Origin of the sequence: Lacticaseibacillus baoqingensis, assembly GCF_003946165.1 — a bacterium.
Classification (GTDB): Bacteria; Bacillota; Bacilli; order Lactobacillales; family Lactobacillaceae; genus Lacticaseibacillus; species Lacticaseibacillus baoqingensis.
Genome location: NZ_RHOI01000004.1, coordinates 103,848 through 130,195, shown reverse-complemented (window position 1 = coordinate 130,195; position 26,348 = coordinate 103,848). Strand labels below are relative to the sequence as shown.

24 protein-coding genes are annotated in these 26,348 nt (G+C 52.3%); 20 read left to right on the top strand and 4 right to left on the bottom strand.

Annotation, left to right across the window (positions count from 1 at the left end):
- The 5 genes from EKM91_RS02750 to EKM91_RS02730 all read left to right on the top strand — a co-directional run.
- Positions 1 to 1,587, top strand: a 1,587-nt coding sequence (locus tag EKM91_RS02750) for a mucin-binding protein (RefSeq protein ID WP_125749409.1), incomplete at its 5' end; no start/stop codon positions are given.
- Positions 1,588 to 1,782: 195 nt separating this feature from the next.
- Positions 1,783 to 2,208: a peptide-methionine (R)-S-oxide reductase MsrB gene (msrB, locus tag EKM91_RS02745; RefSeq protein ID WP_125749406.1), complete on the top strand. Its 426-nt coding sequence runs from the start codon at positions 1,783 to 1,785 to the stop codon at positions 2,206 to 2,208.
- Between the two features lie 48 nt (positions 2,209 to 2,256).
- Entirely contained in the window at positions 2,257 to 3,171 is a 915-nt protein-coding gene (locus EKM91_RS02740; RefSeq protein WP_125749403.1) for a YitT family protein, read from the top strand.
- Positions 3,172 to 3,264: 93 nt separating this feature from the next.
- Positions 3,265 to 4,650 (top strand): hypothetical protein, encoded by a 1,386-nt coding sequence (locus EKM91_RS02735; RefSeq protein WP_125749400.1) that lies wholly within the window; start codon positions 3,265 to 3,267, stop codon positions 4,648 to 4,650.
- Positions 4,650 to 5,552 carry a deoxyribonuclease IV gene (locus EKM91_RS02730; RefSeq protein ID WP_225419436.1) on the top strand — a complete coding sequence of 301 codons (903 nt, stop codon included), beginning with the start codon at positions 4,650 to 4,652 and terminating at the stop codon, positions 5,550 to 5,552. Before EKM91_RS02735 ends, EKM91_RS02730 begins: the two co-directional genes overlap by 1 nt.
- A gap of 36 nt (positions 5,553 to 5,588) precedes the next feature.
- Here EKM91_RS02730 and EKM91_RS02725 read toward each other — a convergent pair whose 3' ends face one another.
- Both EKM91_RS02725 and EKM91_RS02720 read right to left on the bottom strand, forming a co-directional pair.
- The gene (locus tag EKM91_RS02725) at positions 5,589 to 6,104 is read right to left on the bottom strand and encodes a YcxB family protein (protein WP_125749394.1); all 516 of its coding nucleotides are present in this window, start codon (positions 6,102 to 6,104) and stop codon (positions 5,589 to 5,591) included.
- A 144-nt stretch (positions 6,105 to 6,248) separates the two neighbouring features.
- Positions 6,249 to 7,070: a pyruvate, water dikinase regulatory protein gene (locus EKM91_RS02720; RefSeq protein WP_125749391.1), complete on the bottom strand. Its 822-nt coding sequence runs from the start codon at positions 7,068 to 7,070 to the stop codon at positions 6,249 to 6,251.
- Positions 7,071 to 7,261: 191 nt separating this feature from the next.
- On the opposite strand from EKM91_RS02720, the gene rpsU reads away from it, so the two are divergent.
- The 8 genes from rpsU to recO all read left to right on the top strand — a co-directional run bounded on the left by rpsU (position 7,262) and on the right by recO (position 11,908).
- On the top strand, positions 7,262 to 7,444 hold the full coding sequence (rpsU, locus tag EKM91_RS02715; RefSeq protein WP_054714142.1) for a 30S ribosomal protein S21: 183 nt from the start codon (positions 7,262 to 7,264) through the stop codon (positions 7,442 to 7,444).
- Positions 7,445 to 7,463: 19 nt separating this feature from the next.
- Positions 7,464 to 7,907, top strand: coding sequence for a GatB/YqeY domain-containing protein (locus EKM91_RS02710; protein WP_125749388.1), 444 nt, complete (start codon positions 7,464 to 7,466; stop codon positions 7,905 to 7,907).
- Between the two features lie 106 nt (positions 7,908 to 8,013).
- Positions 8,014 to 8,997 (top strand): PhoH family protein, encoded by a 984-nt coding sequence (locus EKM91_RS02705; protein WP_125749385.1) that lies wholly within the window; start codon positions 8,014 to 8,016, stop codon positions 8,995 to 8,997.
- Positions 8,997 to 9,455 carry an rRNA maturation RNase YbeY gene (ybeY, locus tag EKM91_RS02700; protein ID WP_125749382.1) on the top strand — a complete coding sequence of 153 codons (459 nt, stop codon included), beginning with the start codon at positions 8,997 to 8,999 and terminating at the stop codon, positions 9,453 to 9,455. Before EKM91_RS02705 ends, ybeY begins: the two co-directional genes overlap by 1 nt.
- Complete coding sequence (locus EKM91_RS02695; RefSeq protein WP_125749426.1) at positions 9,439 to 9,840, top strand: diacylglycerol kinase family protein; 402 nt, start codon at positions 9,439 to 9,441, stop codon at positions 9,838 to 9,840. The genes ybeY and EKM91_RS02695 overlap by 17 nt, the downstream gene beginning before the upstream one ends.
- On the top strand, positions 9,841 to 10,233 hold the full coding sequence (locus tag EKM91_RS02690; RefSeq protein WP_125749380.1) for a cytidine deaminase: 393 nt from the start codon (positions 9,841 to 9,843) through the stop codon (positions 10,231 to 10,233).
- The gene (gene era, locus EKM91_RS02685) at positions 10,227 to 11,132 is read left to right on the top strand and encodes a GTPase Era (RefSeq protein WP_125749377.1); all 906 of its coding nucleotides are present in this window, start codon (positions 10,227 to 10,229) and stop codon (positions 11,130 to 11,132) included. The genes EKM91_RS02690 and era overlap by 7 nt, the downstream gene beginning before the upstream one ends.
- The gene (gene recO, locus EKM91_RS02680; RefSeq protein WP_125749374.1) at positions 11,129 to 11,908 is read left to right on the top strand and encodes a DNA repair protein RecO; all 780 of its coding nucleotides are present in this window, start codon (positions 11,129 to 11,131) and stop codon (positions 11,906 to 11,908) included. Before era ends, recO begins: the two co-directional genes overlap by 4 nt.
- A gap of 53 nt (positions 11,909 to 11,961) precedes the next feature.
- On the opposite strand, the gene EKM91_RS02675 is transcribed toward recO, so the two are convergent.
- Positions 11,962 to 13,704 carry a glycoside hydrolase family 2 protein gene (locus EKM91_RS02675; RefSeq protein ID WP_125749371.1) on the bottom strand — a complete coding sequence of 581 codons (1,743 nt, stop codon included), beginning with the start codon at positions 13,702 to 13,704 and terminating at the stop codon, positions 11,962 to 11,964.
- A gap of 227 nt (positions 13,705 to 13,931) precedes the next feature.
- Between EKM91_RS02675 and EKM91_RS02670 the strand changes: the two genes are divergently transcribed.
- A complete protein-coding gene (locus EKM91_RS02670; protein ID WP_125749368.1) occupies positions 13,932 to 14,447 on the top strand; it encodes a TetR/AcrR family transcriptional regulator in 516 nt (171 codons plus the stop codon).
- 912 nt (positions 14,448 to 15,359) lie between these two features.
- Here the strand turns inward: EKM91_RS02670 and EKM91_RS02665 are convergent.
- Positions 15,360 to 15,932, bottom strand: a complete 573-nt coding sequence (locus EKM91_RS02665) for a TetR/AcrR family transcriptional regulator (RefSeq protein WP_125749365.1) — start codon at positions 15,930 to 15,932, stop codon at positions 15,360 to 15,362.
- 154 nt (positions 15,933 to 16,086) lie between these two features.
- Between EKM91_RS02665 and EKM91_RS02660 the strand changes: the two genes are divergently transcribed.
- From EKM91_RS02660 to dnaG, 6 genes are all read left to right on the top strand, one after another.
- Positions 16,087 to 19,488, top strand: coding sequence for an MMPL/RND family transporter (locus EKM91_RS02660; RefSeq protein WP_125749362.1), 3,402 nt, complete (start codon positions 16,087 to 16,089; stop codon positions 19,486 to 19,488).
- Positions 19,489 to 19,601: 113 nt separating this feature from the next.
- Entirely contained in the window at positions 19,602 to 20,414 is an 813-nt protein-coding gene (locus EKM91_RS02655) for an HAD family hydrolase (protein ID WP_164508431.1), read from the top strand.
- Complete coding sequence (locus tag EKM91_RS02650; protein WP_125749357.1) at positions 20,411 to 20,974, top strand: LOG family protein; 564 nt, start codon at positions 20,411 to 20,413, stop codon at positions 20,972 to 20,974. Before EKM91_RS02655 ends, EKM91_RS02650 begins: the two co-directional genes overlap by 4 nt.
- A gap of 252 nt (positions 20,975 to 21,226) precedes the next feature.
- Positions 21,227 to 22,126: a glycine--tRNA ligase subunit alpha gene (glyQ, locus tag EKM91_RS02645; RefSeq protein ID WP_125749354.1), complete on the top strand. Its 900-nt coding sequence runs from the start codon at positions 21,227 to 21,229 to the stop codon at positions 22,124 to 22,126.
- On the top strand, positions 22,126 to 24,192 hold the full coding sequence (glyS, locus tag EKM91_RS02640; RefSeq protein ID WP_125749351.1) for a glycine--tRNA ligase subunit beta: 2,067 nt from the start codon (positions 22,126 to 22,128) through the stop codon (positions 24,190 to 24,192). The genes glyQ and glyS overlap by 1 nt, the downstream gene beginning before the upstream one ends.
- Positions 24,193 to 24,508: 316 nt before the next feature.
- Positions 24,509 to 26,323 carry a DNA primase gene (gene dnaG, locus EKM91_RS02635; protein ID WP_125749423.1) on the top strand — a complete coding sequence of 605 codons (1,815 nt, stop codon included), beginning with the start codon at positions 24,509 to 24,511 and terminating at the stop codon, positions 26,321 to 26,323.
- Positions 26,324 to 26,348: the final 25 nt, after the last annotated feature.

Sequence of the window (26,348 nt, the reverse complement as noted above, 5' to 3'; positions counted from 1 at the left end):
CATAAGCTCACTGATGACTTTACCGAACATGTTAACTTCACCCAGGTCACTGACCCAGTCACTGGCGATGTTACCTCTGGTCCAGAAAGTGCCATCTTGGCTAAGAAGGCCAATCCGACCTTCGCCGGCTACCATGTCGTTGAGAACCCGGCCGAGGCAACAACGGATCAAACCGTCAAGTTCGGTGATAAGGATATCGATGTCACGGTCGTTTACAACAAGAACGCGCCGAAGCAAACGCTGGACACTGTTTCTAAGACCATCCACTATGTTGACCAAGATGGCCATAAGCTCACTGATGACTTTACCGAACATGTTAACTTCACCCAGGTCACTGACCCAGTCACTGGCGATGTTACCTCTGGTCCAGAAAGTGCCGTCTTGGCGAAGAAGGCCAATCCGACCTTCGCCGGCTACCATGTCGTTGAGAACCCGGCCGAGGCAACAACGGATCAAACCGTCAAGTTCGGTGATAAGGATATCGATGTCACGGTCGTTTACAACAAGAACGCGCCGAAGCAAACGCTGGACACTGTTTCTAAGACCATCCACTATGTTGACCAAGATGGCCATAAGCTCACTGATGACTTTACCGAACATGTTAACTTCACCCAGGTCACTGACCCAGTCACTGGCGATGTTACCTCCGGTCCAGAAAGTGCCGTCTTGGCGAAGAAGGCCAATCCGACCTTCGCCGGCTACCATGTCGTAACCAACCCAGCCGAAGCGACAACGGATCAAACCGTCAAGTTCGGTGACAACGATATCGAAGTCACGGTCGTTTACAACAAGAACACGCCGAAGCAAGCGCTGGATACTGTTACCAAGACCGTGCATTACGTCAATCAAGATGGTAAGACAATTGCACCTGACTATACAGACCAGGTTAACTTCACAGAGTTAACTGATCCAGTGACTGGCGATAAGACGTATGGCCCAGAAAACGCCACACTGAGCTTCCAAGACAATCCGTTTGTCTTTGGCTATTACGTTGTCGAAAGTCCAGATGCTGCTACTAGTGCTCAAACCGTTCACTTTGGTGACAATGACATTGAAGTAACCGTTGTCTATCAACGGGAAACCGGTCTGAATCCGCCATTCGGTGGCGGTACAACAACTCCAGGTGGGGACACCAATCCTGGCGGTGACGATAATCCAGGTGGTGGTACCAACCCAGGTGGGGACACCAATCCTGGCGGCAACGACAACCCTGGTGGGGATACCAACCCAGGTGGAGACACCAACCCTGGTGGGGATACCAACCCAGGTGGGGACACCAATCCTGGCGGTGATACCAACCCAGGTGGGGACACCAACCCTGGCGGCGATACCAAACCTGGCGGCAACGGCAGTACGACAACCCCGACTCGCGTCAAGCTGCCGCAAACCAATGGTGATCAGCCGACCCAGCCATTGTCTCAGCCGACGGCACCAAACCAAGCGCGCACTACATTAGCTGACACCAATGGCAAAAAGCAGTTGCCACAAACTGGCGACCATCAGCAAAATGTCTTCTCCATGCTTGGCGTTGGTTTATTGGCACTGATGGGTATAACTTGGAAGCGTCGCAAGCACGACCAAGACTAGTCACCGAGCCCAGATAAACTGACAACATCGTTTCATTAAGTGGTCCTCAAGCCGCTCACTCATACAATGGGGTGAGGAGGTATGAGGCCACTTTTTTGAGTCTGGCAACACGGTTTGACGCGGTATCGATCGTGAGCGATGCATTTTTCACCGCGGCATGATATGCTGAGCATAATCAAGAATGGAGGCCTAGCAATGGATCAAGAGGACTTACGCAAAAAACTGACTCCAGAACAATATGCGGTGACCCAAGAAGGGGCAACTGAGCATCCGTTTACCGGGATCTATGATGATTTTTGGGCAGCAGGGATCTATGTCGATGTGGTCAGCGGCGAGCCGCTGTTCAGCTCTCAAGACAAATATGACGCTGGTTGCGGCTGGCCTAGTTTTACTCAGCCGATCAAGCCGCTCACAGAAAAACGCGACCGCCGCTATGGCCTGGAACGCGTCGAAGTCCGCTCTAAGGCAGCGGATTCACATCTCGGCCACGTTTTCACAGATGGCCCTAAGGCCCAAGGCGGCTTGCGGTATTGTATCAATGCCGCGGCATTGCGCTTCATCCCGATTGCAGAGCTTGAAAAGTATGGTTATGGGGAATATCGCGCCCTTTTTGCAAAATAGGTGGTATACTGATGGCACTGACTTGCAGAAAGGAAACCACACTTTACCATGCTTGAAATTGATCGGCTGATCCGCCGGCACCAGAATTGGAGTCGCTTTACGGCGGCGATCTTCTATAGTATCTGCGTTGGCGTTGCCTTGAACATGTTCTGGGAACCTAGCGGCGTATTCGCCAGCGGCGTGACCGGGGCGGCGCAGTTGCTGGCGACAGTCGTCCGCAAGTGGTTCAACTTTGCGACCCCATTTGCCGGGTTGCGCACGACTGACTTGCTCAACACCGGGACGTTGTTATTCTTGCTGAACGTACCATTGTTCGTCTTAGCATGGCGTAAGATCGGCCACCGCTTTACGATTTTTACTTTTTTGGCCGTCATCTTGAGCTCGATCATGATTCGCGTGCTCGGCGTGATCAAGCCGCTGACCACCGATCCGATCGTTTGTGGGATTTTTGGGGCTGTGGTCAATGGCTTAGGTACTGGTTTTGCCTTACGCAATAACATTTCTACCGGGGGTTTAGACATCATCGGCATCGTCATGCGCAAGAAAACCGGCACCACCATCGGCACGGTCAACATTGCCGTCAACGTCGTGATCCTGTTTTTCGCCGGTTTCGTCAATGACTGGCCGCATGCACTGTATTCTGCCTTGGCGATCTTCATCAACGGCAAGATTCTGGATTCTGTTTACACCCGCCAGCAGCGCTTGCAAGTGATGATCGTGACCGAACATCCTAAAGCGGTGATCAATGAGATCCAAAACACCTTGCGCCGCGGGATCACAATCGTGCACGATGCCGAAGGGGCCTTTCGCCACGAGGAAAAAACGGTGCTGTTCACCATCATTTCTCGTGCTGAGATCTATGATTTTGAAGCGGCTTTACACGACAGCGACCCTTATGCTTTCGTGTCGATCACCGAGTCGGTGAAGATCATGGGCCACTTTTACGAACCTAAAACCGATTAACCTCAAAAAGCGGCCAAGCCAAGTCTTGGTCGCTATTTTGTTGCGCTGCTTTGGCGGGTATAATGAACCTATCACAATAGCAGGGAGACAATCATGGTGATCACCCGCACTGCCTTACAGCAACTGGCCAAACACTGGCAAACGCGCCTAAAACCCGCCACGATCACGATCAAGACGATTCACCAACTCGCCAAAGACTTGCAATATGCGGGCTTTGCCGTGGATCATTATGCTGCTTTAAAACGCAGCTTTTCCAAAGCACCGGCACTGACGGCCCCTCAGGAATTCGCCCAGTACGTTGAGCAAATCGCCGATCCGGAAATTTTAGGCAACGCCATGGCTTCTCGCTGCCAACAGATCAAAGAATGGGCTTGGCATGATCAGGTGTCAGCGGCAGATCAGTCATGGCTGCAACTGGCATTGGCGCAACTCACGCGCTTGACGCGCACGCTAGGTGACCTCCAGCGTGTGAAGCTGCATGCAGGCCTGGGCGGTTTCATGAGCTGCCCGCAAGTTGGCACGGTAATGGGCCAATCGCTGTTGTTAAAAGCCAATGGGGCGGTAACAGTCAAAACGCACTATTATGACGAACCCGCTCAAAGTCAGCACTGGCAGATCGATCCGCAAGCGATGGCACAGTTGCTGGCGCAGATCAGCCAGACTTTTGATAATTTTCAATCGGAACTAACGGTTGTCGACCTCGAGCCTTGGCGCATGACGGTCAAAACCGCTGATGACCGGCGGATCCAGTTTCGCGGCTATTTTGATCCTGACGGACTTTCTGAAGCGATGCGGCAGATCCTGCAGCGCCCACATTTATACCTTTTTGATGGTGATCCAGACCGCATCGACGCCTTGCAGATCACTTATCACCCGGCAGCAAGCCAGCAAGAAGACTTGCGCTTGAGCCGAGCTGACCAGCAGTTTTTTTGGCAGCAAACCACCGACACGACTGCCGCACAGCTGACCTTAACGACTGCGACCGTCGCTTTGCTGCTTGATCAGCTAGGGGAGATCACCTGGCAGTCAGCCACACCCGCCAATGCTGAGTTGCATCTAACCTTGCAATATCGCTATGCCCAAACCCCAACGCACTTGAGCGGCAGTTTATCGACGCTGGCTGAGATCACCGGCTGGCCAGAAGCAGCAGCGTTGATTTCAGCATGGCTGGCCAAGCATTCGCCGCAAGTATTAGACGCGCGGATCTTTTCGCGGCGGCCTTATGCTCCCGGCATGCTGTGTTATTGCCAGGTGGTCTTTCATCATGGCGGCAAGCCCTACAGCTATCTCAGCCAATCGCATGACCTGGCAATCGGCGCGCGCGTGGTTGTGCCATTAGGACCTAATGACACGCTGACCTATGGGACGGTGATCGCTTGTGATTATTATTGGCCGCAAGAAGCGCCGTATCCGCCAGCCAAAACCAAGTCCATCATCGGTATCGCCGACAGTCTTAAAGAAGCGTTAGGAGGAAAATGATGACCTTATTGATCGGTGCCAACGTTAGTATGAAAGGCAAGGCAATGTTTCCTGGAGCAGTGGCAGAAGCGGTGAGTTATGGCGCGACTACCCTCCAGTTTTATACCGGTGCGCCGCAAAACACCCGGCGCAAAGACGTGAGTGAAATGCGCATCCCCGAAGGCCTGGCCGCCATGGCAGCCGGCGGTTTGAGTCACTTGGTGATCCATTGCCCATATATCGTCAACCTTGGCAACACCAAAAAACCGGAAAACTACCCGTTTGCGGTGCAATTCATGCAAGGCGAAGTCGCTAGGGCAGAAGCCTTGCACGCTTATACCATGCCATTTCACCCTGGCGCACATGTCGGCGCTGGGCCGCAAGCGGCCATTGCCCAAATCGCCAAAGGGCTCAACGAGATCTTGACCCCCAACCAACAAGTCACCATCGCACTAGAAACCATGGCCGGCAAAGGCACCGAAGTAGGGCGTACTTTTGAAGAACTCGCCGAGATCATTGACCAAGTCGACTTAGCCGATAAGCTTCGTGTTTGTATGGACACGTGCCATATGAGTGATGCCGGGTACCCAGTGGCGACTGATTTTGATAGTGTCTTAAATGAATTCGACCATCTCGTTGGGTTAGATAAGCTTTCCGTGATCCACATCAATGACTCTAAAAACCCGCAAGGCGCACACAAGGATCGCCACACCAATATCGGTTTTGGCACGCTGGGTTTTGATGCGTTGAATGCGATCGTCCACCATCCCCAACTCAAAGCGATCCCGAAGATCCTCGAAACGCCTTATGTTGGCCCTGAAGACCAGCGGCTCAACCCGCCTTATGGCGTTGAGATCGAGTGGCTTAAAACCGGACAGTTTCATCCAGAAGCATTAGACGCCTTGCGTGTCGCCAAACCGTGAGCATCAGCGGTGGTGCCGGCAAGCGCTTTTAGTGCTTCAAAGCATGGACAAATGTTGCGCCAACAAGCGGCGCAGCGCCACGATCGTCGCTGGTGCCAGCGTTTTTTTGGGAATGATCACCAACTTCGCATTGATGGTCATAACGACAAACGTCAGCGTCAGCTCGCGATACGCGGTAAAATACCCCCAACCAAATCGCAGGCTGCCGTTAAACTGCATCCCGTCAGCGTCGATCATCATGTCCACTGACTTTTTTTGGTGGCCGACAAAACGGCGATAGGCGTGATGCAGCCGCCAGCGCCTGCGCCAATTGCCGGCGATGAGCTGAGGATTATCGCCTAGCAAGATCACGATACAAGCCAGCAATGCGCACACCACCACACCAGGCCAGCGGGCTTTGGCGGCCAGCCAGCCGCCAGCGCTGACCGCAATGGCCAGCCCCCATTGCACCAAACTTGGCGCACGCAGCGGCTCGGCCACAAACAGCCCCACTTGATAGGCAAGAGCTTCTGTAAATTCTGGTTCGTCAAGAGATAATCTGGTCAACAACATCTGCATCGCCTCCACTGATCCAAAGCGGCTCGCATATGTGTAACCGGATCATAGCGCCGAATCCTGAGCAGAAGCAAGAAATATGCTCAGCACTAAAAACACCGCGCCGCGATCCCAAATCGGATCGCGGCGCGGCGGCATGATTTATTGATTATCGAATTGATCAAAACCCAGCTTTTCTAAGATCAAAGTGGCGGTTTCTTCGATCGACCGTTGGGCAGTGTTGATCACCTCACAGCCGATCTTCTTATAGAGGTCATCGGCAAACTTCAGCTCTTCGTCCACTTGTTCCCGTGCGGAATAGGCGGTATCTGGATTCAGCCCATAAGCGATCATGCGCTGGCGGCGAAATTCCATCAAAACTGACGCATCGGTGGTCAAGCCAAAGATCTTATGCGGATCGACTTTCCAGATCTCATCTGGGATGTGGGCATTAGGTACCAGCGGCAAATTGGCCACTTTCAAATTCCGATTGGCTAAAAATAACGATAGGGGGGTCTTGCTGGTCCGCGAGACTCCCAGTAAGACAATGTCCGCTTCTAAGAAGCCTTTGGGATCTTTGCCATCATCGTATAACACCGCAAATTCCATCGCCGAGATCCGATCAAAGTAGCGCGCGTTTAAGTTATGCACCGCACCAGCGATGCCACTAGGCGCCGCATGGGTTTTGGCAGTGGCTTCTTTCAGCAGCGGCGCCATCACATCAGTCAGCGCAACGCCTTGTTGGCGGGCATATTCCCGGGCATATTGGCCCAAGCCAGGGGTGACTAGCGTGGCGATCACCACCGCGTCATCGGCTTTGGCGGCATCGATCGTCGCCATCAATTTTTCTTCAGTATGCACAAATGGGACCCGAGAATAGCGCGGGGCAATATCTTCATACTGTGCCGCGATCGCTTGGGCAAGTTTTAATCCTGTTTCGCCGATCGAATCGGAAATAATATAGAAGTTCAGCTCTTGCGTCATGGCGAAGCCTCCAGTTTATCCTGATATAACGCTATCATATCACAATTGCCATAATTTCGTGATAAGGGAAACTTTTGACGTAAATCATCCCCACCTTATTGACGTGGTTTTTGCAGTCCGGTATAATAGCTAGGAACTGTTGGCGTAGATATCTGTCAGTAGTTACACAGTGTCGGAGGGAGGGATATCATATGGCAAAGACGGTCGTTAAGAAAAACGAATCTCTCGATGATGCTCTTCGGCGCTTCAAGCGCACCGTATCTAAGGCAGGTACCTTGTCCGAATACCGTAAGCGTGAATTCTACGAGAAGCCGAGCGTTAAGCGCAAGCTGAAGTCTGAAGCAGCACGTAAGCGTAAGAAGCGTAAGTTTTAATCAAAGGACTTGGTGAATTATGGCGCTAATGGATGAGCTCAACGCTCAGATGAAAGTCGCGATGAAGGCCAAGGACAAAGAGACCTTGAGCGTGGTCCGGATGTTAAAGGCTGCTGTGCAAAACAAGCAGATCGCACTGGGACATGACTTAACGGAATCAGACGAGAAGAGTGTCTTAGCCTCAGAGTTGAAGCAACGCAAGGAAAGCCTTGCCGAGTTCAAAGCTGGCGGTCGAGACGACCTCGTGGCGCAGACTGAAGGCGAGATCAAGATCGTTGAGAGTTATCTCCCAGCGCAATTGACCGAAGCTCAAGTCGCATCATTGGTCGATTCTGTGATCCAAGAGACCGGCGCAACCGGTAAGGCGGATTTTGGCAAAGTGATGAAGACTCTGATGCCTCAGGTAAAGGGTCAAGCGGATGGCGCTATCGTCAATCGCATCGTCAAAGCAAAACTTAGCTAAGAAAAAGTCGCCTGCGGGCGGCTTTTTTGGTGCCTGCCCATCCCCGTCAGTGCACAGGGTATGGTAAACTAATCCCATACGACTATTTCAGAGGAGGCCAAAATTTTTGGCTCAAAATACCACCGACAAGACATTCCTGTTATCCAGCCCAGAAGAGGCGATCACGATGGCAGGGATCAACGACCAGTATTTCAAGATGATCGAAGAAGCATTGGCTGTCACCATTGCGCCTTTTGGTCAAGAACTGCGCCTTAAAGGGGATTCTGCCGCGACCAGCAAGGCATATCAACTTCTGGCTCAGATCCAACAACTATTACAACAAGGCATCAAACTTTCCGGCCCGGACATTGCCAGCGCCTTGAACATGGCCAAACGCGGGACCTTGGAATACTTCGCGGAGATGTATTCTGAAACCTTGATCAAAGACGCCAAAGGGGCGCCGATTCGGGTCAAGAATTTCGGCCAGCGCCAATACGTCAACAAGATCCGCCACAACGACATCACCTTCGGCATCGGCCCTGCCGGTACCGGTAAAACGTACTTGGCAGTGGTGATGGCTGTTGCTGCAATGAAAGCCGGCGAAGTCGATAAGATCATCTTGACGCGCCCTGCAGTCGAAGCCGGCGAGTCACTAGGCTTTTTGCCTGGCGACTTAAAGGAAAAAGTCGATCCTTATTTGCGCCCGGTTTACGATGCCTTATACGCGGTATTAGGCAAGGAGCACACCGATCGCTTAATGGATCGCGGCGTGATCGAAATCGCCCCGCTGGCTTATATGCGCGGGCGGACGTTAGACAATGCTTTTGCGATCTTAGATGAAGCTCAAAACACCACGCAAGCGCAAATGAAGATGTTTTTAACGCGGTTAGGCTTTGGCTCAAAAATGATCGTCAATGGGGACATCACCCAAATCGATTTACCGCATAACGCCAGATCCGGCTTGATCCAAGCCCAACATTTGCTGCAGCATATCGACCATATTGCCTTCACGGAATTTTCTGCCGCCGATGTCGTCCGGCATCCGGTGGTCGCCAAGATCATCCAAGCATATGGTGACGCTGACGCGCAATCACTCAAAGGGGAAGACTGATGGACCTAGAATTTTATGACGATGATCACCGCTTAGATGCCGCGCATACCGAACTGGTGAAAAAGCTGGTCGCGTTTTGCGGGGAACAGCTGCAGTTGGCAGAAGACACCGAAATGTCGATCACAATGGTATCCGATGACGAGATCCGCCGCATCAACCGCGAATATCGCGATACCGACCGCGTGACGGATGTGATCTCTTTTGCCATTGAAGACGGTGAAGACCAGTTGCCAGAGGTGCCTGGCATCCCCTTAAACATCGGGGACTTGTTCATTGATGCTGATAAAGTCGCGCTGCAAGCCAAAGACTACGGCCACTCGTTTGAACGCGAGCTTGGCTATACGGTCGTGCATGGCTTTTTACACTTGAATGGCTATGATCATATCCAACCGGCAGACGAAGCGGTGATGATCCCGCTGCAAGAAAAGATCCTCGATGCTTATGGCCTCACCCGATAAACGCATTCGCAAAAATCGCCATTTTTATCAAGCCCTCAAGCATGCCTTAGACGGCTTAAAGGCAGTGACGCGTCATGAAGGCAACTTCCGCCGGGAACTTTTGGCCGCCTTGATCGTCATCGCCGCCGGCTGGGGCTTCAACGTCACCCGATTTGATTGGGTCTTGTTGGTGGTGGCGATTTGTTTAGTGTTTTTGTTTGAACTGGCCAATACGATCGTCGAAGAACTAGTCGATCTCGTCGTTGGGCCGCATTATGACCCGCGAGCAAAGCTGATCAAAGACATGGCCGCCGGCGCTGTATTACTGGCTGCGATCATTGCCATTGCTTGTGGGGTCTATGTCTTTGGCCCATTTGTTTGGCAATTGCTTCAAGGAGGGCGCTAAATGTCTCAAGCATTGATCACCGCCGCGCAAACTGCGCGCCAACACGCTTATGCGCCATATTCCCACTTCGCCGTTGGAGCCGCAGTCCTGAGCGCAGACGGGCGCATTTTCACCGGGTGCAACATTGAAAACGCCAGCTATGGCCTCAGCATGTGTGCCGAGCGCAATGCTGTTTTTGCCGCGGTGGCTGCCGGGGTGACCAGCCTCGCAGCCGTGGCGGTGATCGGCGACACTGCCAAAGCCATCAGCCCTTGTGGTGCTTGTCGGCAAGTGCTCAGCGAATTTTGTGCCGCCGACACCCCGGTATATCTGACGAACTTACATGGTGATACCGTGCAGACGACAGTCGGTGCGTTGTTGCCTGGTGCATTTCTCAAAGGAGACTTATCTTGACTCATCATTCTGGATTCGTTGCGATCATTGGCCGGCCTAATGTCGGCAAGTCAACCTTCATGAACCGCGTCTTAGGCGAAAAAATCGCGATCATGTCCCCCAAGGCGCAAACCACGCGCAACAAGATCAACGGGATCTATACCACGCCAGAGGTGCAAATCGTCTTTGTGGACACCCCAGGGATCCACAAGCCCAAAAACGCCTTAGACGACTATATGGATACCGCGGCTTTATCCACCTTGAACCAAGTGGATGCCGTGTTATTCATGGTGCCGGCAGACGAACGTCCTGGAGCGGGGGATCAATACATCCTCAGTCAATTGGCCAATGTCACCAAACCAGTGTATTTAGTGGTCAACAAGATCGATTTGGTCCATCCCGACGAATTGCTGCCATTCATCGACCATTACCGCCAAGCGCATGATTTTGCCGGCGTCTTTCCGATTTCGGCCACTGAAGGCAACAACGTCGACGCATTACTCACCGATTTAAGTGCAAAGCTGCCAGAAGGCCCGCAATATTACCCTGAAGATCAGTTGACGGATCACCCAGAATATTTTGTGGTGGGCGAGTTGATCCGCGAACAGATCTTACACTTGACCTCCCAAGAGATCCCGCATTCTGTCGCGGTGCAAGTTGAGCGCATGAAAGATCGCACGGAAGCGGGCAAGTTGATTATTGAAGCGTATATCATCGTTGAGCGCGACGGCCAAAAAGCGATCGTGATCGGCAAAGGCGGCAGCATGCTCAAGAAGATCGGCACGCGCGCGCGGCGTGAAATCGAGCTGTTGTTAGGCGATAAAGTCAACTTGAAGCTATGGGTGCGCGTGCAAAAAAATTGGCGCGACAACAACCAATACCTGCGCACTTTAGGCTACAACCTCAAGGACCTTAGATGACTAAGGCCAATGCGGAATTCTCCGGGCTGGTCATTGCGCGCCACAATTATCGCGAATCCGATATGCTGGTCAAGCTTTTGACCGATCGCTTCGGCAAGAAAATGTTCTTGCTCCGGCGCGCGCGCAAGCCGGGGTTTCGTTTGACCGCCGGGATCTTGCCGTTCACTGAAGCGACGTATGTCGGCTCGGTGAGCGACGATGGCCTGAGTTTTTTGACTGCGTTAAAAGAAGCCCATCAATACCGTACCATCAGTGGCGACATCACCTTAAATGCCTATGCGACGTATATCTTGAGTTTGATCGACCAAGCCTATCCTGATGGCGAGCCGATCTTGCGCTGGTATCAAGAAGCTAAACAAGCACTCGAATTGATCGATGACGGCTTTGATCCGGCAGTGATCACTAATATCATCGAAGTGCAGCTCTTAGCGGCTTTTGGGGTCCAACCGCAATGGGCAGGGTGTGTGATCGACGGCCGCAGTGATCTGCCGCTGGATTTTTCTGAACGCTATGGCGGGGTCTTATGCCAAGCGCATTGGCACTTGGACAATTATCGCTTCCGCATCCAGCCTAAGGCGATGTATCTCTTGCGGCGCTTTTCCGTCTTGGATCTGGCACAATTGCACAGCATCAACGTCAGTGCCGCGACTAAAGCCGAGCTGCGCCGCGTCTTAGACCGGATCTATCGCGACATGGTCGGGGTGTTGCCTAAAGCCAAGCGCTTCTTAGACCAAATGGCGCAATGGGCACCAGACGAGCAGCCGCCAAAAGCATGATCGCAACCAAAACGAAAGGACTCATGTCTTACTGACATGAGTCCTTTCTTACGCTACGGATGTGCTTGAATAAACGCCGCTTGCAGGCGGGCGTTAAGTTCGCGCAGCGCTTGGGCATCCACTTTTAACACCCGGCGGTCGAATGTCCACAAGCCATTGACTTCGCCGAAAGTATCACTGACTTGCGTGTAAATGCTGGCGACCAGGCCCTTGGCGATCGCTGGGGTGACTTGGTGGTGATATAAGTGCGTGATCGCTTTGGTCAAGCGATCGCTTGTGCGATAAAAGCGATAGCCGAACGCTTTGCCTAGTGTGTGGCCTGGCCAAGGCAGACTGTAGCCGCCAAATTCAGTTAAAGCCGGCAAACGTCGGCGGCCATCGGCACGGAGATGGAAGGCTTTGTAATAGACATGCAGCGATTGATAATCGCCGCCGCCTTGATCATGCCATCCCGATGCGTGGTCGACTAAGCGCGTCGGGTCTTTGGTCGCGATTTTTTGAGCGATCGACAACGTATCAAACTGCCCCCAGCCTTCGTTGAAAGGCACCCAGGTGCAAAGCGACACCACATTTTGTAACAATTTCAAGGTCCGGTCCAAATCGCGCCGATATACCGCTTGGCTTTTCGGGTCTTGGCGGCCAAAGCCTGGCCGATCATCTGCCAAGGTAATGCCTAAAAACGGCAACACTTGACTGACGGCTGGCGAATAAGGCCCGCCGCCAGAAACAAGGTCTTGCCACACCAGCAACCCGAGGCGGTCACAATGATAATACCAGCGCAGCGGTTCGATTTTAATGTGCTTGCGCAACATATTGAAGCCTAATGCTTTGATCTGGCTCAGTTCATGGATCACCGCTTGGTCACTGGGCGGGGTATAGTAGCCATCACTCCAATACCCTTGATCAAGCAACCCGGATTGATAATAAGGCGCGCCGTTGAGCAAAAATACCGGCCGACCGGCAGCATCTTGACCGCGCTCGAATTTGCGCATCCCAAAATAGGAACTGACCCGATCTGTCCCTAAGGTGATCGTGACCTGATACAAAAAGGGATCCGCCGGCGTCCAAGGATGGACTGTCGAAAGCCGCAATGTCACGCGGCGCTTATCCGCTTCACACGCCGCCACCACTTTGCCTTTAGCCGTGATCTGCACAAACAGTTCAGCAGTTTCAACCCGATTGACTGCGACGCTCAACGTCACCTGCTTGGCATCCAGATCCGGTGTGATTGTTAAATCGGTGATATAAGTTTGCGGCACCACTTCCAGCCATACCGTTTGCCAGATCCCGCTTTGTGGGGGATACCAGATCCCGCCATTTTCCAGCCGCTGTTTGCCATAGGCTTCTAAGCCTTGATCACTATGATCTTGAACGGCGACGATCAATTCGACACGTTGGCCTTGATACCGCGCCGGGATCTGGCAAGTAAAGGGCCAATATCCCCCGACGTGTTCCCCGATCAGCTTGCGGTCAACGAACACTCGGCAGAACTGATCGACAGCGCCAAAATGCAGCAAAAGATGCTCGCCGCCATGCAACTCGGGAAGGGTGAGCGTTTTTTGATACCATAAGGTTTGCTGCGGTTGTAAAGTCCGATTAACACCAGAAAGGGGACTTTCTGGTGAATACGGCACAATGATCTCACCATCCCAAGCGACTGGCTCGTTTTTGCCATCAGTGATCGCATATTGCCAGCGGCCGTTTAAATTGCGCCAATTTGCCCGGCGCAGCTGCGGTCGCGGATATTCTGGTAAGGGATGGTCTTGATCGAGCATTTCGCCCCACTGTGTCAACATCGCTGTCACCCGCTTTCATCTATATCAAGCGTAAAACGTCCCAGATGCGGTGACAAGCATTTAGACCGCGACTTTACGAGATTTTTACCAGTTACTTTTGTCCATTACTAAACACGTGTCCAGTAACAAACATAAACGACTGATCCTTACTGTTTGCAATTGCTTTGCTGCAAACATATAATATGTTTATTAATTGACACGTGTTCAATAGTGAACGGGGGCTAAGCATGGATCGCCGGGTACGCAAAACTCGAGAAGCTTTAGAACAAGCCTTTTTGGCATTAGAGCGGCAAAAGCCAGTCAATCAGATCACCGTTGCCGCGTTAACTGCCTTAGCAGATGTGGGGCGAGGGACGTTTTATCTGCATTATCAAGACGTCGGCGACTTGCAGCAGGAGATCATCACCGCCCGCATCGAAGCGTTTTTAGCCCAGTATGCGACGCAAGCTCCGACGCAGATCAATGGCAGTTATCGCGCCTGGACGCAAAGTTTGATCGCTGATTTGCAACAACACCAAGCACTATTTGCGATGATCCATCGCAGCGCCATGGCGGCAGCGGTGCGCGATCAAATCGTCACGCGGTTTTGCCAAGTACTTACAGGGCCTGCGGTAGTGACCCAATACGTCGTCAACGGCAGCGTCGGGATCTGTGCCAATTGGCTAGCCAAGAGCCTAGATTGCCCTGCAGACGCGCTCAGCGACTTTTTGGCTGAGCAGCTGGAAGCTTTAAACGCCGACTAATAAGCATCGTTGATCCGCGTTCAAGTTGGCCTAGCCGCCAACTTGAACGCTTTTTTGCGCACACCAAAGACTCCCAACGCCTGCACGTTGTGAGTCTTTTTGAAGCTAAAGTTGTGCAGACCTTGGCGCCAAATCGCCAAGGGTGAGACCCACAGGCACAGGGACGACGGCCAGATGCCGGGCCTAGTTGCGGAGGCGGGCAGACCAGTAGCGCAAGACCCTGACTGCGGCATGCGCATAGCGTTAATTTTGCTTATGCGTTGACGCTAGCGGGAATTTCGCTAGTGATGTGGCTGCCGCCACAAACTAGACGCGGCGGTGATGCAGGTGGGCCGCAACGATATCGGCGCGCGACCTCAGCGGGAGTGCCTGTGGCGATGCGCCTGACCGGCTAAAGCCGCGCCAGGTAGTGCATCGAGATTAACAGGCGAAGCGGCAGACAACGACCTGATCAACTGAGGCGAGCAGCTAAGCTTGCAGCTTATCGGCACAATTATCAGGCGGAACCATTCGGGCCCGCATGGCGGCGAGCGTACGTGCCCCGCGCTGGCTTTTGTGGGGCAAAAACCAGCGACTCACGCAGTCGCCAACAGGCAGTGATCAATTGCCTGTCTATATACAAATAAGGCAATTTTGCCTGATTTTTGCTAGACAGATACGCACAAGAAATTAGGCTAACCATTTGGAGTTGAGCGTCGGTGTAAGGCTTTCATGTAAGAAAATTTATTTTTTTGTATTAGAATTCGCTGAGAGAGCTCTACTTTTTTGGTCTAAATTGCCTCTTTGTTAATAGAGGGGTAACTGCATCGCTGTCAGGATGACCTTATCTCGCTTCACGTCAACCGCATTAAAGGGCAAGTCCTCGGCCGATCATCGAAAACTTGCCCTTAAAGTGTCTTGCATCTGTGTCAGTTACACTGGCTTGGTGAGGAGTTCTTTTAAGTAGGTGCGCGCTTCTGCCAAAGTCGTTTCGTGCTGGCTCAAAAAGACCCATTTCAAGACCAGCAACACGGTATTGGCATAATATTGTGCCACTAAGACCAACGGTGTCTGACCATGGCGTTTGGGCATGCCGGTGCTTAAGATCGTCGTCATCGTGCGGGTAAAATGATTCAGAAAATGGGTGACCAAGGGGCTATCGATCGGATTGTGCGCTACGATACGATTTAACAGATCGCGCTGGTCGGAAAACAACCGAAAAGCTTCATCAAAAACCGTCTCCAACGCATCCCCAGAAGGCCGTGCTTGCACCACATCCAGGTGAATGTCTTTGCTGAGTTGATACCAGCAATAGTCCACGAGGTCATATTTATCATCGAAGTAGTTATAAAAGGTCGCCCGCGGATAGTCACAGCGCTGACAAATTTCATTGACAGTGATCTTATCGAATTCTTTTTCTCCGAGCAATAAGAACATCGACTCAGAAAAAGCCGCCAACGTGCGCGCCGCATTCCGATTCATTTTTTGCCCTGGTGTATATTTCATGAATAAATCCCCTTACATTTAGACAAACACTCAAAAAGTGTCTAAGTTTGCACACATAGCCAAGGTTTGTGTCTTGTCTAACCTTTGACTCGAATCTATCATGAATTTTGTGGTTTTACAACTGTCTAAATTTTGACGATTGAGGGGATTTTACATGAAAGAGTTTACGCAGAAACATTATCCCGCCCTGATTGCTTGGATCGTGATCGTCGCCATCGCCATTTTTGCGATGCCGAATGTTTCGCAACTGGTCCGCGATAATGGGGCGGTCAAGCTGCCGGCGGATGTTCAAAGCCAAGTCGCCACGCGCATCCAAAAAAAGGCGAATGGTAATAAATCAGTCCGGACTTACACCGCTGTGTTCAGCAATGGGGAAGACCCGATCACAGCGACGCAAACGCACCGCATCAATACCAAGCTTAAAGCCTTGCATCATGCCGACGGTTTAACCGTCACCACGATCATGGGCCCTAATGACAACGCGGAAACCAAAAAACAGTTGCGGGCGAAAGATAAAACCACGCAACTGGCCCAGATCACCGTCAAAAAAAATGGCACGATCAAAAATCAAGTACGCCAGTTGCGCCAGCAGTTAAAGCTGTCTGGTTTGCACACCTACGTGACTGGGGTGGATGCGTTAAACGATGACTTTGCCACCGTCACTGAAAAGGGGATCCAAAAAACCGAAGTGATCGCGGTGATCTTTATTTTCATCGTCTTGATCTTGGTTTTCCGTTCACCGATCGTGCCGGTGATCTCACTATTAAACGTCGGGGTCGCCTTCATCACCAGCTTGTCGATCGTGATGAATCTAGCCGCACACGCTAATTTCCCGATTTCCAATTTCACCCAAGTCTTTTTGGTGGTGGTCTTGTTCGGGATCGGCACGGATTACAACATTTTGCTTTATGATTACTTCAAAGGTGCGCTCGCCGATGGCTTAAGTCCGCTAGAAGCCACCCGGCAAACCCGCAAACATGGCGGCCGCACGGTGTTATATAGCGGCTTGTCGGTGTTGATCGGCTTTTCAGTTTTGTGGCTGGCGAAGTTTTCCTTCTACCAAAGTGCCAGTGCCGTGGCGATCGGGGTTTTAGTCTTATTGCCAGTATTATTGACGCTGAACATGTTCTTCATGGCAACGCTGGGTGAAAAGCTTTTTTGGCCGAGCAAAGTTGCCGATGGTCAAAGTTCCAGCAAACTATGGCATGGGCTGTCTAAAGTCGCCATTGCCCGGCCTGCCATCGCCTTGATCGTGGTCGCGATCGTGGTGCTGCCGTTTGTTTTCACGTATAATTCCGAACTCAACTTCAACAATGCCGATGAAGTTCCGACCAGCTATCAATCGAAAAAAGGCTACTTGGTCATTCAAGACCACTTCTCTAAAGGGATGTCTGCGCCAGCCACGATTTATATCAAGAGCAAAACGCCATTAGACACCCAGGCCAAACTGGCTGCCATCGACGATTTGACGCGCTACTTGCAAAAAGAACCTGGCGTCAAAACCGTCGCTTCCGTGACCCAGCCTGGCGGCAGCAAGATCTCGGCAATGTATTTAGGCGATCAGCTGCAAACGATCACCAAAGGCTTGCAATCTTCACAATCCGGCTTAGCCAAGATCCGTCAAGGCTTAGCCAGTGCGAATACCCAATTGAGCAGCAGCAACTCCGCGTCTCAAATGGCCCAGATCCAACAACTCGCAGATGGCTCCAGCCAATTGCAAACTGGGGTCCAGCAATACACGGCCGGGGTGCAGCAAGTCAGCTCCGCCACCAATCAACTCGCGTCTGGTTCCCAGCAAGTCACCGCCGGCTCCAGCCAAGTCACCAGCAGTACCAATACTGCCGCTAGCGGCGCCGGGCAAGCCGCTAGTGGGGCGGCTCAAGTCGCCAATGGCAGCGGTCAAGTCGCCAGTGGGGCGAGCCAAGTGGCCAATGGCGCCGGACAATTGGCCACCGCTAATGGCCAATTAGCCACTGGGGCCAGCCAAGTCGCGCAAGGTACTGGCACCTTAGCGGCCACCTTACCCACGTTGAGCAGCAATGTGCAGACCTTAGCCGCCGGCAGCAGCCAGTTGACGACGCAAATGTCGACGCTGAATCAATCGGTTGCCGGTTTGCAAGCGCAAGCCAAAGCGATTTTGGGCTTGTTGACGAATAGTCAAAATCAAGCCCTCAGTGCGGCGGCAGCGCCGGTAGTCACCGCCAAAGCCAATCAATTGGCCCAAGCCGTCAGTCAATTAACTGCTGGCACGGCACAACTCAGCACTGGTATTGGCCAATTCAATGCCGCCATGCCGAATTTAACCAACAACGTCAATGATCTGGCAGCTGGTGCCAGCCAAGTCGCTGCCGGCGCCGCCCAAGCGGCTAATGGCGCGAGTCAAACGGCCAATGGCGCAGCCAAAACCGCCGCTGGCGCGAGTCAAACCAGTCAAGGGGCCAGTCAAGTTGCCAGTGCCAACCAACAGTTAGCCTCTGGTTTAGGGGCCTTAGCCGCCGGCTCGCAAAAAGTCACCGCCGGCTCCAGTCAAGTCACTGCCGGGGCCCAACAAGTCGCAGCTGGGGCTAACACGCTGAATTCTAAGAGCGGCGCGTTAGATAGTGGTGCCAGTCAAGTCAATGCTGGGGTGCAAACGGTCAACTCCCAGCTGCAAGGGATGACGGCCAAATTATCCCAGCTGGGCACTGGTTTAGATGCTGCCGATGATGGGTTAAAAACCATTGGTGACGGCAGCAAGACCATGCAAACTTACCTGACCGAGTTGCAAAACTCTTACATGGGCAAGCAATTCTACTTGCCAAAAGACCAGATCCATTCCAAGGCCTTCAAACCGGCATTAGCGGCATATATGGCCGACAGCCACAAGATCACGACCTTGACCGTTGTCTTTAAAGGCGATCCCAATTCCACCCAAGCCAACGCGCGGTTTAAGACCATGCAAACCGACTTGAACGCCCAATTGAAACACGGGGCGTTGAAAGACGCCGACGTAGTGATTGGCGGACAAACTTCAGAGGACAACGATTTGCGGGCTTTGGCCAATGGTGATTTCCAGCGGACTGCAACGATCATGATCATCGGCATTGGCATCGCATTGATGGTCGTCACCCGCTCGCTATTACAGCCAATGACGATCATTGGGACCTTAGTCGCCGCCTTCTTTGCTTCCATGGGCATCACCCGCATGATCTCCAGTCATGTCTTAGGGGATAGCTTACTGAGCTGGAATACACCGTTTTTCACCTTTATCATGTTAATGGCGTTAGGGGTCGACTACAGTATCTTCTTGATGATCCGCTATAAGGATGATCATGATGAAACCAATGAACGCCAGCGCATTCTCAAAGCCGCTACGGCCATCGGTGCCGTGGTGATCTCTGCGGCGATCATCTTAAGCGGGACCTTTGCCGCGTTGATTCCTAGCGGTGTCACGACTTTGATCCAAGTGGCCTTAGGCGTTATCATCGGGTTGGTGATCTTAGTGATCATCTTGCCGATCACGATGTCGGGGTTGATCAGCTTGATCGACTGGCACAATCACGCCGGCGATAAATAAGTTCAAGTAGGTGAGTCATTTTGACTCACCTATTTTTATGCCTGAGCCACGTTGTTTGCCCAGCAATTTTGCGTATACTGGAAGTATCACTAACGATAGGAAGGATATCGCCTTTGACTGCCATAAAACTGATCGCTTCAGACCTTGATCACACCTTGCTGACCGATGCCGGGGAGCTGCCGCCGAATTTTTATGCTTTGATCCAACGGGTGCATGCCGCTGGGATCCACTTTGTTGCGGCAAGCGGCCGTGCCTTGTACACTTTGCAGCCGATGTTTGCACAAGTCCAAGAGCAAATGAGCTTGATCGCTGAAAACGGGGCCTTCGTGATTCACGACGGACAAGAAGTGGCGACTCAATATTTGGCCCCAGCAGATGTCATTGATTTGGTTCACTACACGCAAGCCAAGGGGTCAGGTTTTCCAATTTTGTGCGCCAAAGACCGCGCATATATTGATGCAACGGCTGCTGATCAAGAATCATTTTTGAGTCAGTTTTTCATGCAATATGAATTTGTCGACGATCTCACCACATTAGACGTGCCAATCGCCAAATATACGGTGTTTTTCCCAAACAAAGAAACTTATACGGCATTTGATCCGGATTATCAACGGCCGCTTGGCGATCGCTTCCATGTCACTATCGGCGGTGACTATTTCTTAGACATCATGCACCAAGCCGTCAATAAAGGCGCCGCCATCAAGACGTTAGGGGCCAAATTAGGCGTCGCCCCGGCGGAAATGGTCGCCTTTGGGGACAATCTGAATGACACCGAGATGCTGCAAGTCGTTGGCCATAGCTACATTGTCGCGGCGGCCACGCCAAAGCTGACCCCGTATGCCACAGCGCGCATTGGCAGCAATGCCGATTATGCGGTAGCCAAGATGATCACCAATATTTTAGATAATGGAGGAAAGATCCAATGAGTCGAATCGCAGTTTTTTGTGGGGCGAACGCTGGCAATCAGCCGGTATTTATTTCCGCTGCTAAGCAATTAGGCGCTTGGCTGGCTGAGCGCGGCGACACCTTAGTTTATGGCGGGGGCGGCGTTGGTTTAATGGGGATCCTCGCCAAAACCGTTTTGTTCCACGATGGCCATGTCATCGGGATCATGCCGCAAAATCTTTATGAACGCGGGGCCGCACTTGCGGAGCTGGAAGATCTCACCGTGGTTCCGGACATGACCCAGCGCAAGCTCACCATGATGCATTTAGCCGATGCTTGCATCGCTTTGCCAGGCGGTCCTGGCACCTTAGAAGAGATCACGACGGCGTATTCATGGGCCCGCATCGGTGATAACGCCAGTCCTTGTGCGTTTTATAACGTCGATCATTATTGGGATCCGGTGGCGACGATGTTTGATCGGATGGTGGCCGATAATTTCTTGACTGCAGAACACCGCAGCAAGCTGCTGTTTTCAGATTCTTTAGATGAAATCGCTGATTTCTTCCAGAATTACACCCAGCCAACCATCCGCAAATATTGACACACCGGGGGAAAAGCGTATACTGAAACTAAATATTCGGTACTGAGAAAAAGGGTCACAAGCACGGTTGATCAGCGAGTGAGGAGCAGTGGAAGCCTCATCTAACGACTTGTGATTGGCGTTTTCGAGCCGGCAAGTGAGCGCAAGTCTGCGGACTTGAAGTAGGGTGGAACCGCGCGCAAGCGTCCCTATGTCAATTTTGGCATAGTGGCGCTTTTTTTGTTGGCGTACCGAAATAAAAAGGAGATAACCATGACCAAGAAAATGTCTGTCCAGCAAATGATCCAGACGTTACAACAGTTTTGGGGCGATAAAGGCTGCATGCTGATGCAATCTTATGACACCGAAAAAGGCGCCGGCACCATGAGCCCGTATACCTTTTTGCGGGCGATCGGGCCGGAACCTTGGGCGGCAGCTTATGTTGAACCTTCTCGCCGGCCAGCAGATGGCCGCTATGGGGAAAACCCCAACCGCTTATATCAACATCACCAATTCCAAGTCGTGATCAAACCATCCCCTAAGGAAGTCCAAGCTTACTATTTGGATTCATTGCGGGCTTTAGGGATCGAGCCTTTGGAACACGACATTCGCTTTGTCGAAGATAACTGGGAAAACCCGTCAATGGGTTGCGCCGGTGTGGGTTGGGAAGTTTGGCTGGACGGCATGGAAGTCACACAGTTCACTTACTTCCAAGTCGTCGGCGGCTTAGAAGTCTCCCCAGTCACCAGCGAGATCACTTATGGCGTTGAACGCTTGGCTTCTTATATCCAAGATGTCAACAACGTCTTTGATCTGGAATGGGGCGATGGCGTCTTATACGGGGATATTTTCAAGGAACCGGAATATGAACATTCCAAGTACTCCTTTGAAGAATCTGATCAAGCCATGCTGCTGCAATTTTTTGATGCCTATGAAAAAGAAGCTTGGCGCTTGATGGATCTCGGTTTGGTCCATCCTGCTTATGATTACATCCTCAAGTGCAGCCATACATTCAACTTGCTTGACGCGCGCGGGGTGGTTTCTGTCACCGAACGCGCCGGCTATCTCAGCCGGATCCGCAAAATGGCGCACAAGGTGGCGCGAGCTTTCGTTGAAGAACGCAAAAAGCTCGGCTTCCCGCTGCTCGCACACCAGCAAGAGGAGGAAAACTAATGGCAAACTACTTATTAGAAATCGGTTTGGAAGACATGCCAGCACATGTCGTCACCCCCAGCTTGAATCAATTTGCGCAAAAAGCAGCCAAGTACCTCAAGGAAAACCACCTCGATTATCAAAACATTGAAAAATTCGCCACCCCAAGGCGCTTGACGCTTTACATCACGGGTTTGGCCGATAAGCAAGCCGATGTTGAAGAAGACGTCAAAGGCCCGGCAAAAAAAATCGCCCAAGACGCTGACGGCAACTGGAGCAAAGCCGCGATCGGGTTTACCCGCGGACAAGGGATGACGGTTGATGACATCGAATTTCGCGAACTCAAAGGCGTCGAATATGTCTATCTGCACAAAGCCATCGCCGGCAAGCCGGCTAAAGCGATCTTAAGCGGATTGATCGACGTGATCAAGTCCTTGACCTTCCCGACGCGGATGAAATGGGGCAGTTATGATTTTGAATATATTCGCCCGATCCATTGGCTGGTGTCCTTATTAGATCACGATGTCGTGCCGATGCAGTTATTGGATATCACCGCTGGGCGCACGACACAAGGCCATCGCTTCTTAGGTGAGGCGGTCGAATTAGCTGATGCCAGTGATTATGTCGATGCATTGCGGGCCCAAAAAGTGATCGTCACGCCAGCAGAACGCAAGCAATTGATCAGCGATCAAATCGCTCAAATCGCCAAAGACAATGCCTGGACCATCGACTTAGATGCCGACTTGCTGGAAGAAGTCAATAATCTGGTCGAATGGCCCACCGCTTTTGCCGGGCGTTTTGACGAAAAATATTTAGCCATTCCAGAAGCCGTCTTGATCACGTCGATGAAAGATAATCAACGGTACTTCTACGCCCGCGATGCTGCCGGCAAGATGGTCAACGCCTTCATCGGGGTCCGCAACGGGAACCGCGATTACTTGGATAACGTGATCGCCGGCAACGTCAAGGTCTTGACCGCCCGATTAGAAGACGCCGCCTTCTTTTATGCTGAAGATCAAAAGAAGACGATCGCGGATTTCGTGACGCGCTTGCAAACCGTCAGCTTCCACGACAAGATCGGTTCGATGACCGAAAAAATGGCGCGCACGGCCACTATCGCTGGGTTATTAGCTGATCAAGTCGGCTTAGCCGCGGCTGACAAAGCCCAATTGTTACGCGCAGCGTCTATTTATAAGTTTGACCTCGTGTCGGCAATGGTCGGCGAATTTGCGGAACTGCAAGGGACGATGGGGGAAGTTTACGCCAAACTAGCTGGCGAAACGCCTGCTGTTGCGCAAGCGATCCGCGAACACTACATGCCAACTTCTGCAGATGGTGATTTGCCTGCCAGCCGGATCGGCACTTTGTTAGCATTAGCCGATAAGTTAGACTCGCTGATGAGCTTTTTTGCCGTTGACTTGATCCCCAGCGGCTCCAACGACCCTTATGCACTGCGGCGCCAGGCTTATGGCATCGTGCGGATGGTCGCAGCGAATCATTTTGCTTTTGATGTCAATGCCTTGCAACAGCAGATCGCCAGTGCTTTTGCGGCCAACGATCAGCTGAGCGGCTTAGACTTCACGAAAAACGCCCAAGCCGTGGCTGACTTCTTCCGCGATCGCGTCAATCAATATCTGGCTGGCGAAGGGGTCCGGCATGACATTGTCGATGCCGTCACCGCCAGCCGGACTGTGGATGTTGAAGCCATGATCGATGCGGCGGCGATTTTGCAGCACCACGCCGCCGATGCTGACTTCAAACCGGTCATGGAAGCCTTAGGCCGAGTTACCCGGATCGCTGACAAGACGCCGACGACTGGCAGCGTCGATGCCGCCTTGTTTGAAAATGACAGCGAACACGCCTTGCACGCCGCAGCAGCGAAGGTCCAAGCCGCCTTTGACGCCCAACCAAACGAAGCCAACTATCAAGCACTGGCCGGCTTAACGCCTGTGATCACTGACTACTTCACCGAAACGATGATCATGGCCAAAGACGACCAGATCCGCACCAACCGCTTACGCGAGCTCACCAACCTGGCGGCATTGATCCACCAATTCGGCGACGTCGCCCAAGTCATCGTCAAATAACCCCCCAGAGCGAAATACCGCGGGTTTAGGCATGGGCATCAGGCAACTTGGGTGCGCGATGGCAACGCCATCGCGTGACCGAGACGACTTACCTACAACCCCGTTGGCTTGTGCAGCTCGACGCCAACCCAAAGCGAAACAAGCCGCACTTAAGCATGGGTGTCAGCGTCCTCAAGGGTTGCGTTTTCGGCAGATATCAGCTATACTATAGGTTGCATTATTGTGCAACGAAACGGTCAATGAAGTCGCATTTCACCTCGAAGTGCGACTTTTTACCGCTATGCTGTGGTTGGAAAGGAGTGAGCGTGTGGCAAGCATGATTCCGGAAGCGACGGTGGATCAGATCCGGACCACCGTCAACATCGCTGATTATATTGGCCAGTATGTATCGCTCCAGTCTAAAGGGCAAAACCTCTTTGGGGTCTGTCCTTTCCACGAGGAGAAAACGCCGTCTTTTTCGGTCAATGAATCTAAGCAGATCTTCAAATGCTTCTCATGTGGCCGCGGCGGCAATGTCTTCACCTTTGTGATGGATTATGACCACCTGAGCTTTCCTGAAGCCGTGGCAAAAGTTGCTGAGTATGTGCATATCCCAGTTGCGATCACGCCTGCTCACGCCAAACAGCCGGAAGATCCTGCCAAGACGGCGCAAAAGACACTGTTGCGGGAAGTCACCGACTTGTGCCACCACGTGTTGGTGAACACAGTCAGCGGCGAACCTGCATTGGCCTACCTCACCAAGCGCGGCTTGAGTCGCGAAACGATCGACCACTTCGAGATCGGTTATGCGCCGGCAGACAACGACTTGATCCGAGCATTTTTAGAAAAACAAGGCGTCGATTATGCGACCCAGCGAGCCAGCGGGTTATTTGTTGAAGATGACACTGGGGCGCTGCATGCGCGGTTCAAGGACCGAATCATGTTCCCGCTTAAAGATGCCTTTGGCGCGGTGATCGGCTTTTCTGGCCGTGTGTTATCAGGATCTGCACAAGCCAAGTATCTCAATAGTCCAGAAACCAGCTTGTTTAACAAGCGCAATGTCTTATTCAATCTTGATGCTGCTAAGTCAGAGTTTAAAAGCTATGGTGCGGCGATCTTGTTTGAAGGCTTTATGGATGTGATCGCGGCTTATCAAGCAGGCATTCCAGTAGGGATCGCCTCGATGGGCACGAGCTTGACGCAAGAGCAAGTGCAGATCATTGCCCATCAAACCCGGCAATTGATCATTTGCTATGACGGTGATGCCCCAGGACAAAAGGCGACTGCCCGGGCTTTAGCATTAGTCGAGAATCATCCGCGCTTAGAAACAAACGTGGTCGTACTGCCGGATCAACAAGATCCTGATGAGTATATCAAAGCCCGCGGGGCGGCTGCCTTTCAAGCGCAGCTGCACCAAGTGCTGACGCCTTTGGCTTTCCAGTTGCAGTTCATGGCCAGTGGCAAAGATATGACCAATGATCGCGATCGCCTGGCATATATCGATGCCGCTTTGCCGCAAATCGCGCGCGTCAGCGAACCTGCAGCGCAAACCATCTATTTGCAACAAGTCAGCGCGGTGACCAACGTGGCGGTTGAAGACTTGCGCTTATCATTGCCGCAAGCAGCACCCATGCCGCAAGCTCCGCCGCCGCCAGAAGAAGCGCCATACCCTGAAGATTATGGTGCTTCGCCAGCAGTGGCGGTCAGCGCTGCGCCGCATTATGATAAGTTTGAGCGGGCAGAACGGGAATTGCTTTATTATGCTTGGCAAGAACCGCTGATCGCGCGCCAGTTGCATACCCAGGATTTTAAGTTTGCCCATCCGGCGTATCAACAGTTGTTTGATGCGTGGATCGCTTATGCGGCCACGACCCAACAACCTGACTTCGCCGCTTATCTGGATCAGATCCCACCGGAGTTGATGACCACGGCAACTGACGTTTCGATGCAATCGCAACTGCCGGAGCCGGAATCAGAGCTGATCGATGATTTGATCGCGCTGATCGCGACGAATCAGACGTTTTCACAATTGCAACAAGTCAAACAGGCGTTGCGCCAAGCGCAGCAACTGGGAGATAAGGCCGGCGTCACGAAGTTGAGTATTCAATATGTCAACTTGATGCGCGCATATAAGACCAACAGTAACGTTTAAGGAGACGGGCAACCGCCTCGAAGGA

Excerpts from the sequence above, each read along its gene's own strand:
- EKM91_RS02720 (WP_125749391.1), bottom strand. The coding sequence starts at position 7,070 with ATGACGCAAGAGCTGAACTTCTATATTATTTCCGATTCGATCGGCGAA.
- recO (WP_125749374.1), top strand. The coding sequence starts at position 11,129 with ATGACTAAGGCCAATGCGGAATTCTCCGGGCTGGTCATTGCGCGCCAC.
- EKM91_RS02710 (WP_125749388.1), top strand. The coding sequence starts at position 7,464 with ATGGCGCTAATGGATGAGCTCAACGCTCAGATGAAAGTCGCGATGAAG.
- dnaG (WP_125749423.1), top strand. The coding sequence starts at position 24,509 with ATGATTCCGGAAGCGACGGTGGATCAGATCCGGACCACCGTCAACATC.
- EKM91_RS02725 (WP_125749394.1), bottom strand. The coding sequence starts at position 6,104 with ATGTTGTTGACCAGATTATCTCTTGACGAACCAGAATTTACAGAAGCT.
- rpsU (WP_054714142.1), top strand. The coding sequence starts at position 7,262 with ATGGCAAAGACGGTCGTTAAGAAAAACGAATCTCTCGATGATGCTCTT.
- EKM91_RS02670 (WP_125749368.1), top strand. The coding sequence starts at position 13,932 with ATGGATCGCCGGGTACGCAAAACTCGAGAAGCTTTAGAACAAGCCTTT.
- EKM91_RS02665 (WP_125749365.1), bottom strand. The coding sequence starts at position 15,932 with ATGAAATATACACCAGGGCAAAAAATGAATCGGAATGCGGCGCGCACG.
- ybeY (WP_125749382.1), top strand. The coding sequence starts at position 8,997 with ATGGACCTAGAATTTTATGACGATGATCACCGCTTAGATGCCGCGCAT.
- glyS (WP_125749351.1), top strand. The coding sequence starts at position 22,126 with ATGGCAAACTACTTATTAGAAATCGGTTTGGAAGACATGCCAGCACAT.
- EKM91_RS02695 (WP_125749426.1), top strand. The coding sequence starts at position 9,439 with ATGGCCTCACCCGATAAACGCATTCGCAAAAATCGCCATTTTTATCAA.
- glyQ (WP_125749354.1), top strand. The coding sequence starts at position 21,227 with ATGACCAAGAAAATGTCTGTCCAGCAAATGATCCAGACGTTACAACAG.
- EKM91_RS02660 (WP_125749362.1), top strand. The coding sequence starts at position 16,087 with ATGAAAGAGTTTACGCAGAAACATTATCCCGCCCTGATTGCTTGGATC.
- msrB (WP_125749406.1), top strand. The coding sequence starts at position 1,783 with ATGGATCAAGAGGACTTACGCAAAAAACTGACTCCAGAACAATATGCG.
- EKM91_RS02730 (WP_225419436.1), top strand. The coding sequence starts at position 4,650 with ATGACCTTATTGATCGGTGCCAACGTTAGTATGAAAGGCAAGGCAATG.
- EKM91_RS02735 (WP_125749400.1), top strand. The coding sequence starts at position 3,265 with ATGGTGATCACCCGCACTGCCTTACAGCAACTGGCCAAACACTGGCAA.
- EKM91_RS02650 (WP_125749357.1), top strand. The coding sequence starts at position 20,411 with ATGAGTCGAATCGCAGTTTTTTGTGGGGCGAACGCTGGCAATCAGCCG.
- EKM91_RS02675 (WP_125749371.1), bottom strand. The coding sequence starts at position 13,704 with ATGTTGACACAGTGGGGCGAAATGCTCGATCAAGACCATCCCTTACCA.
- EKM91_RS02690 (WP_125749380.1), top strand. The coding sequence starts at position 9,841 with ATGTCTCAAGCATTGATCACCGCCGCGCAAACTGCGCGCCAACACGCT.
- EKM91_RS02740 (WP_125749403.1), top strand. The coding sequence starts at position 2,257 with ATGCTTGAAATTGATCGGCTGATCCGCCGGCACCAGAATTGGAGTCGC.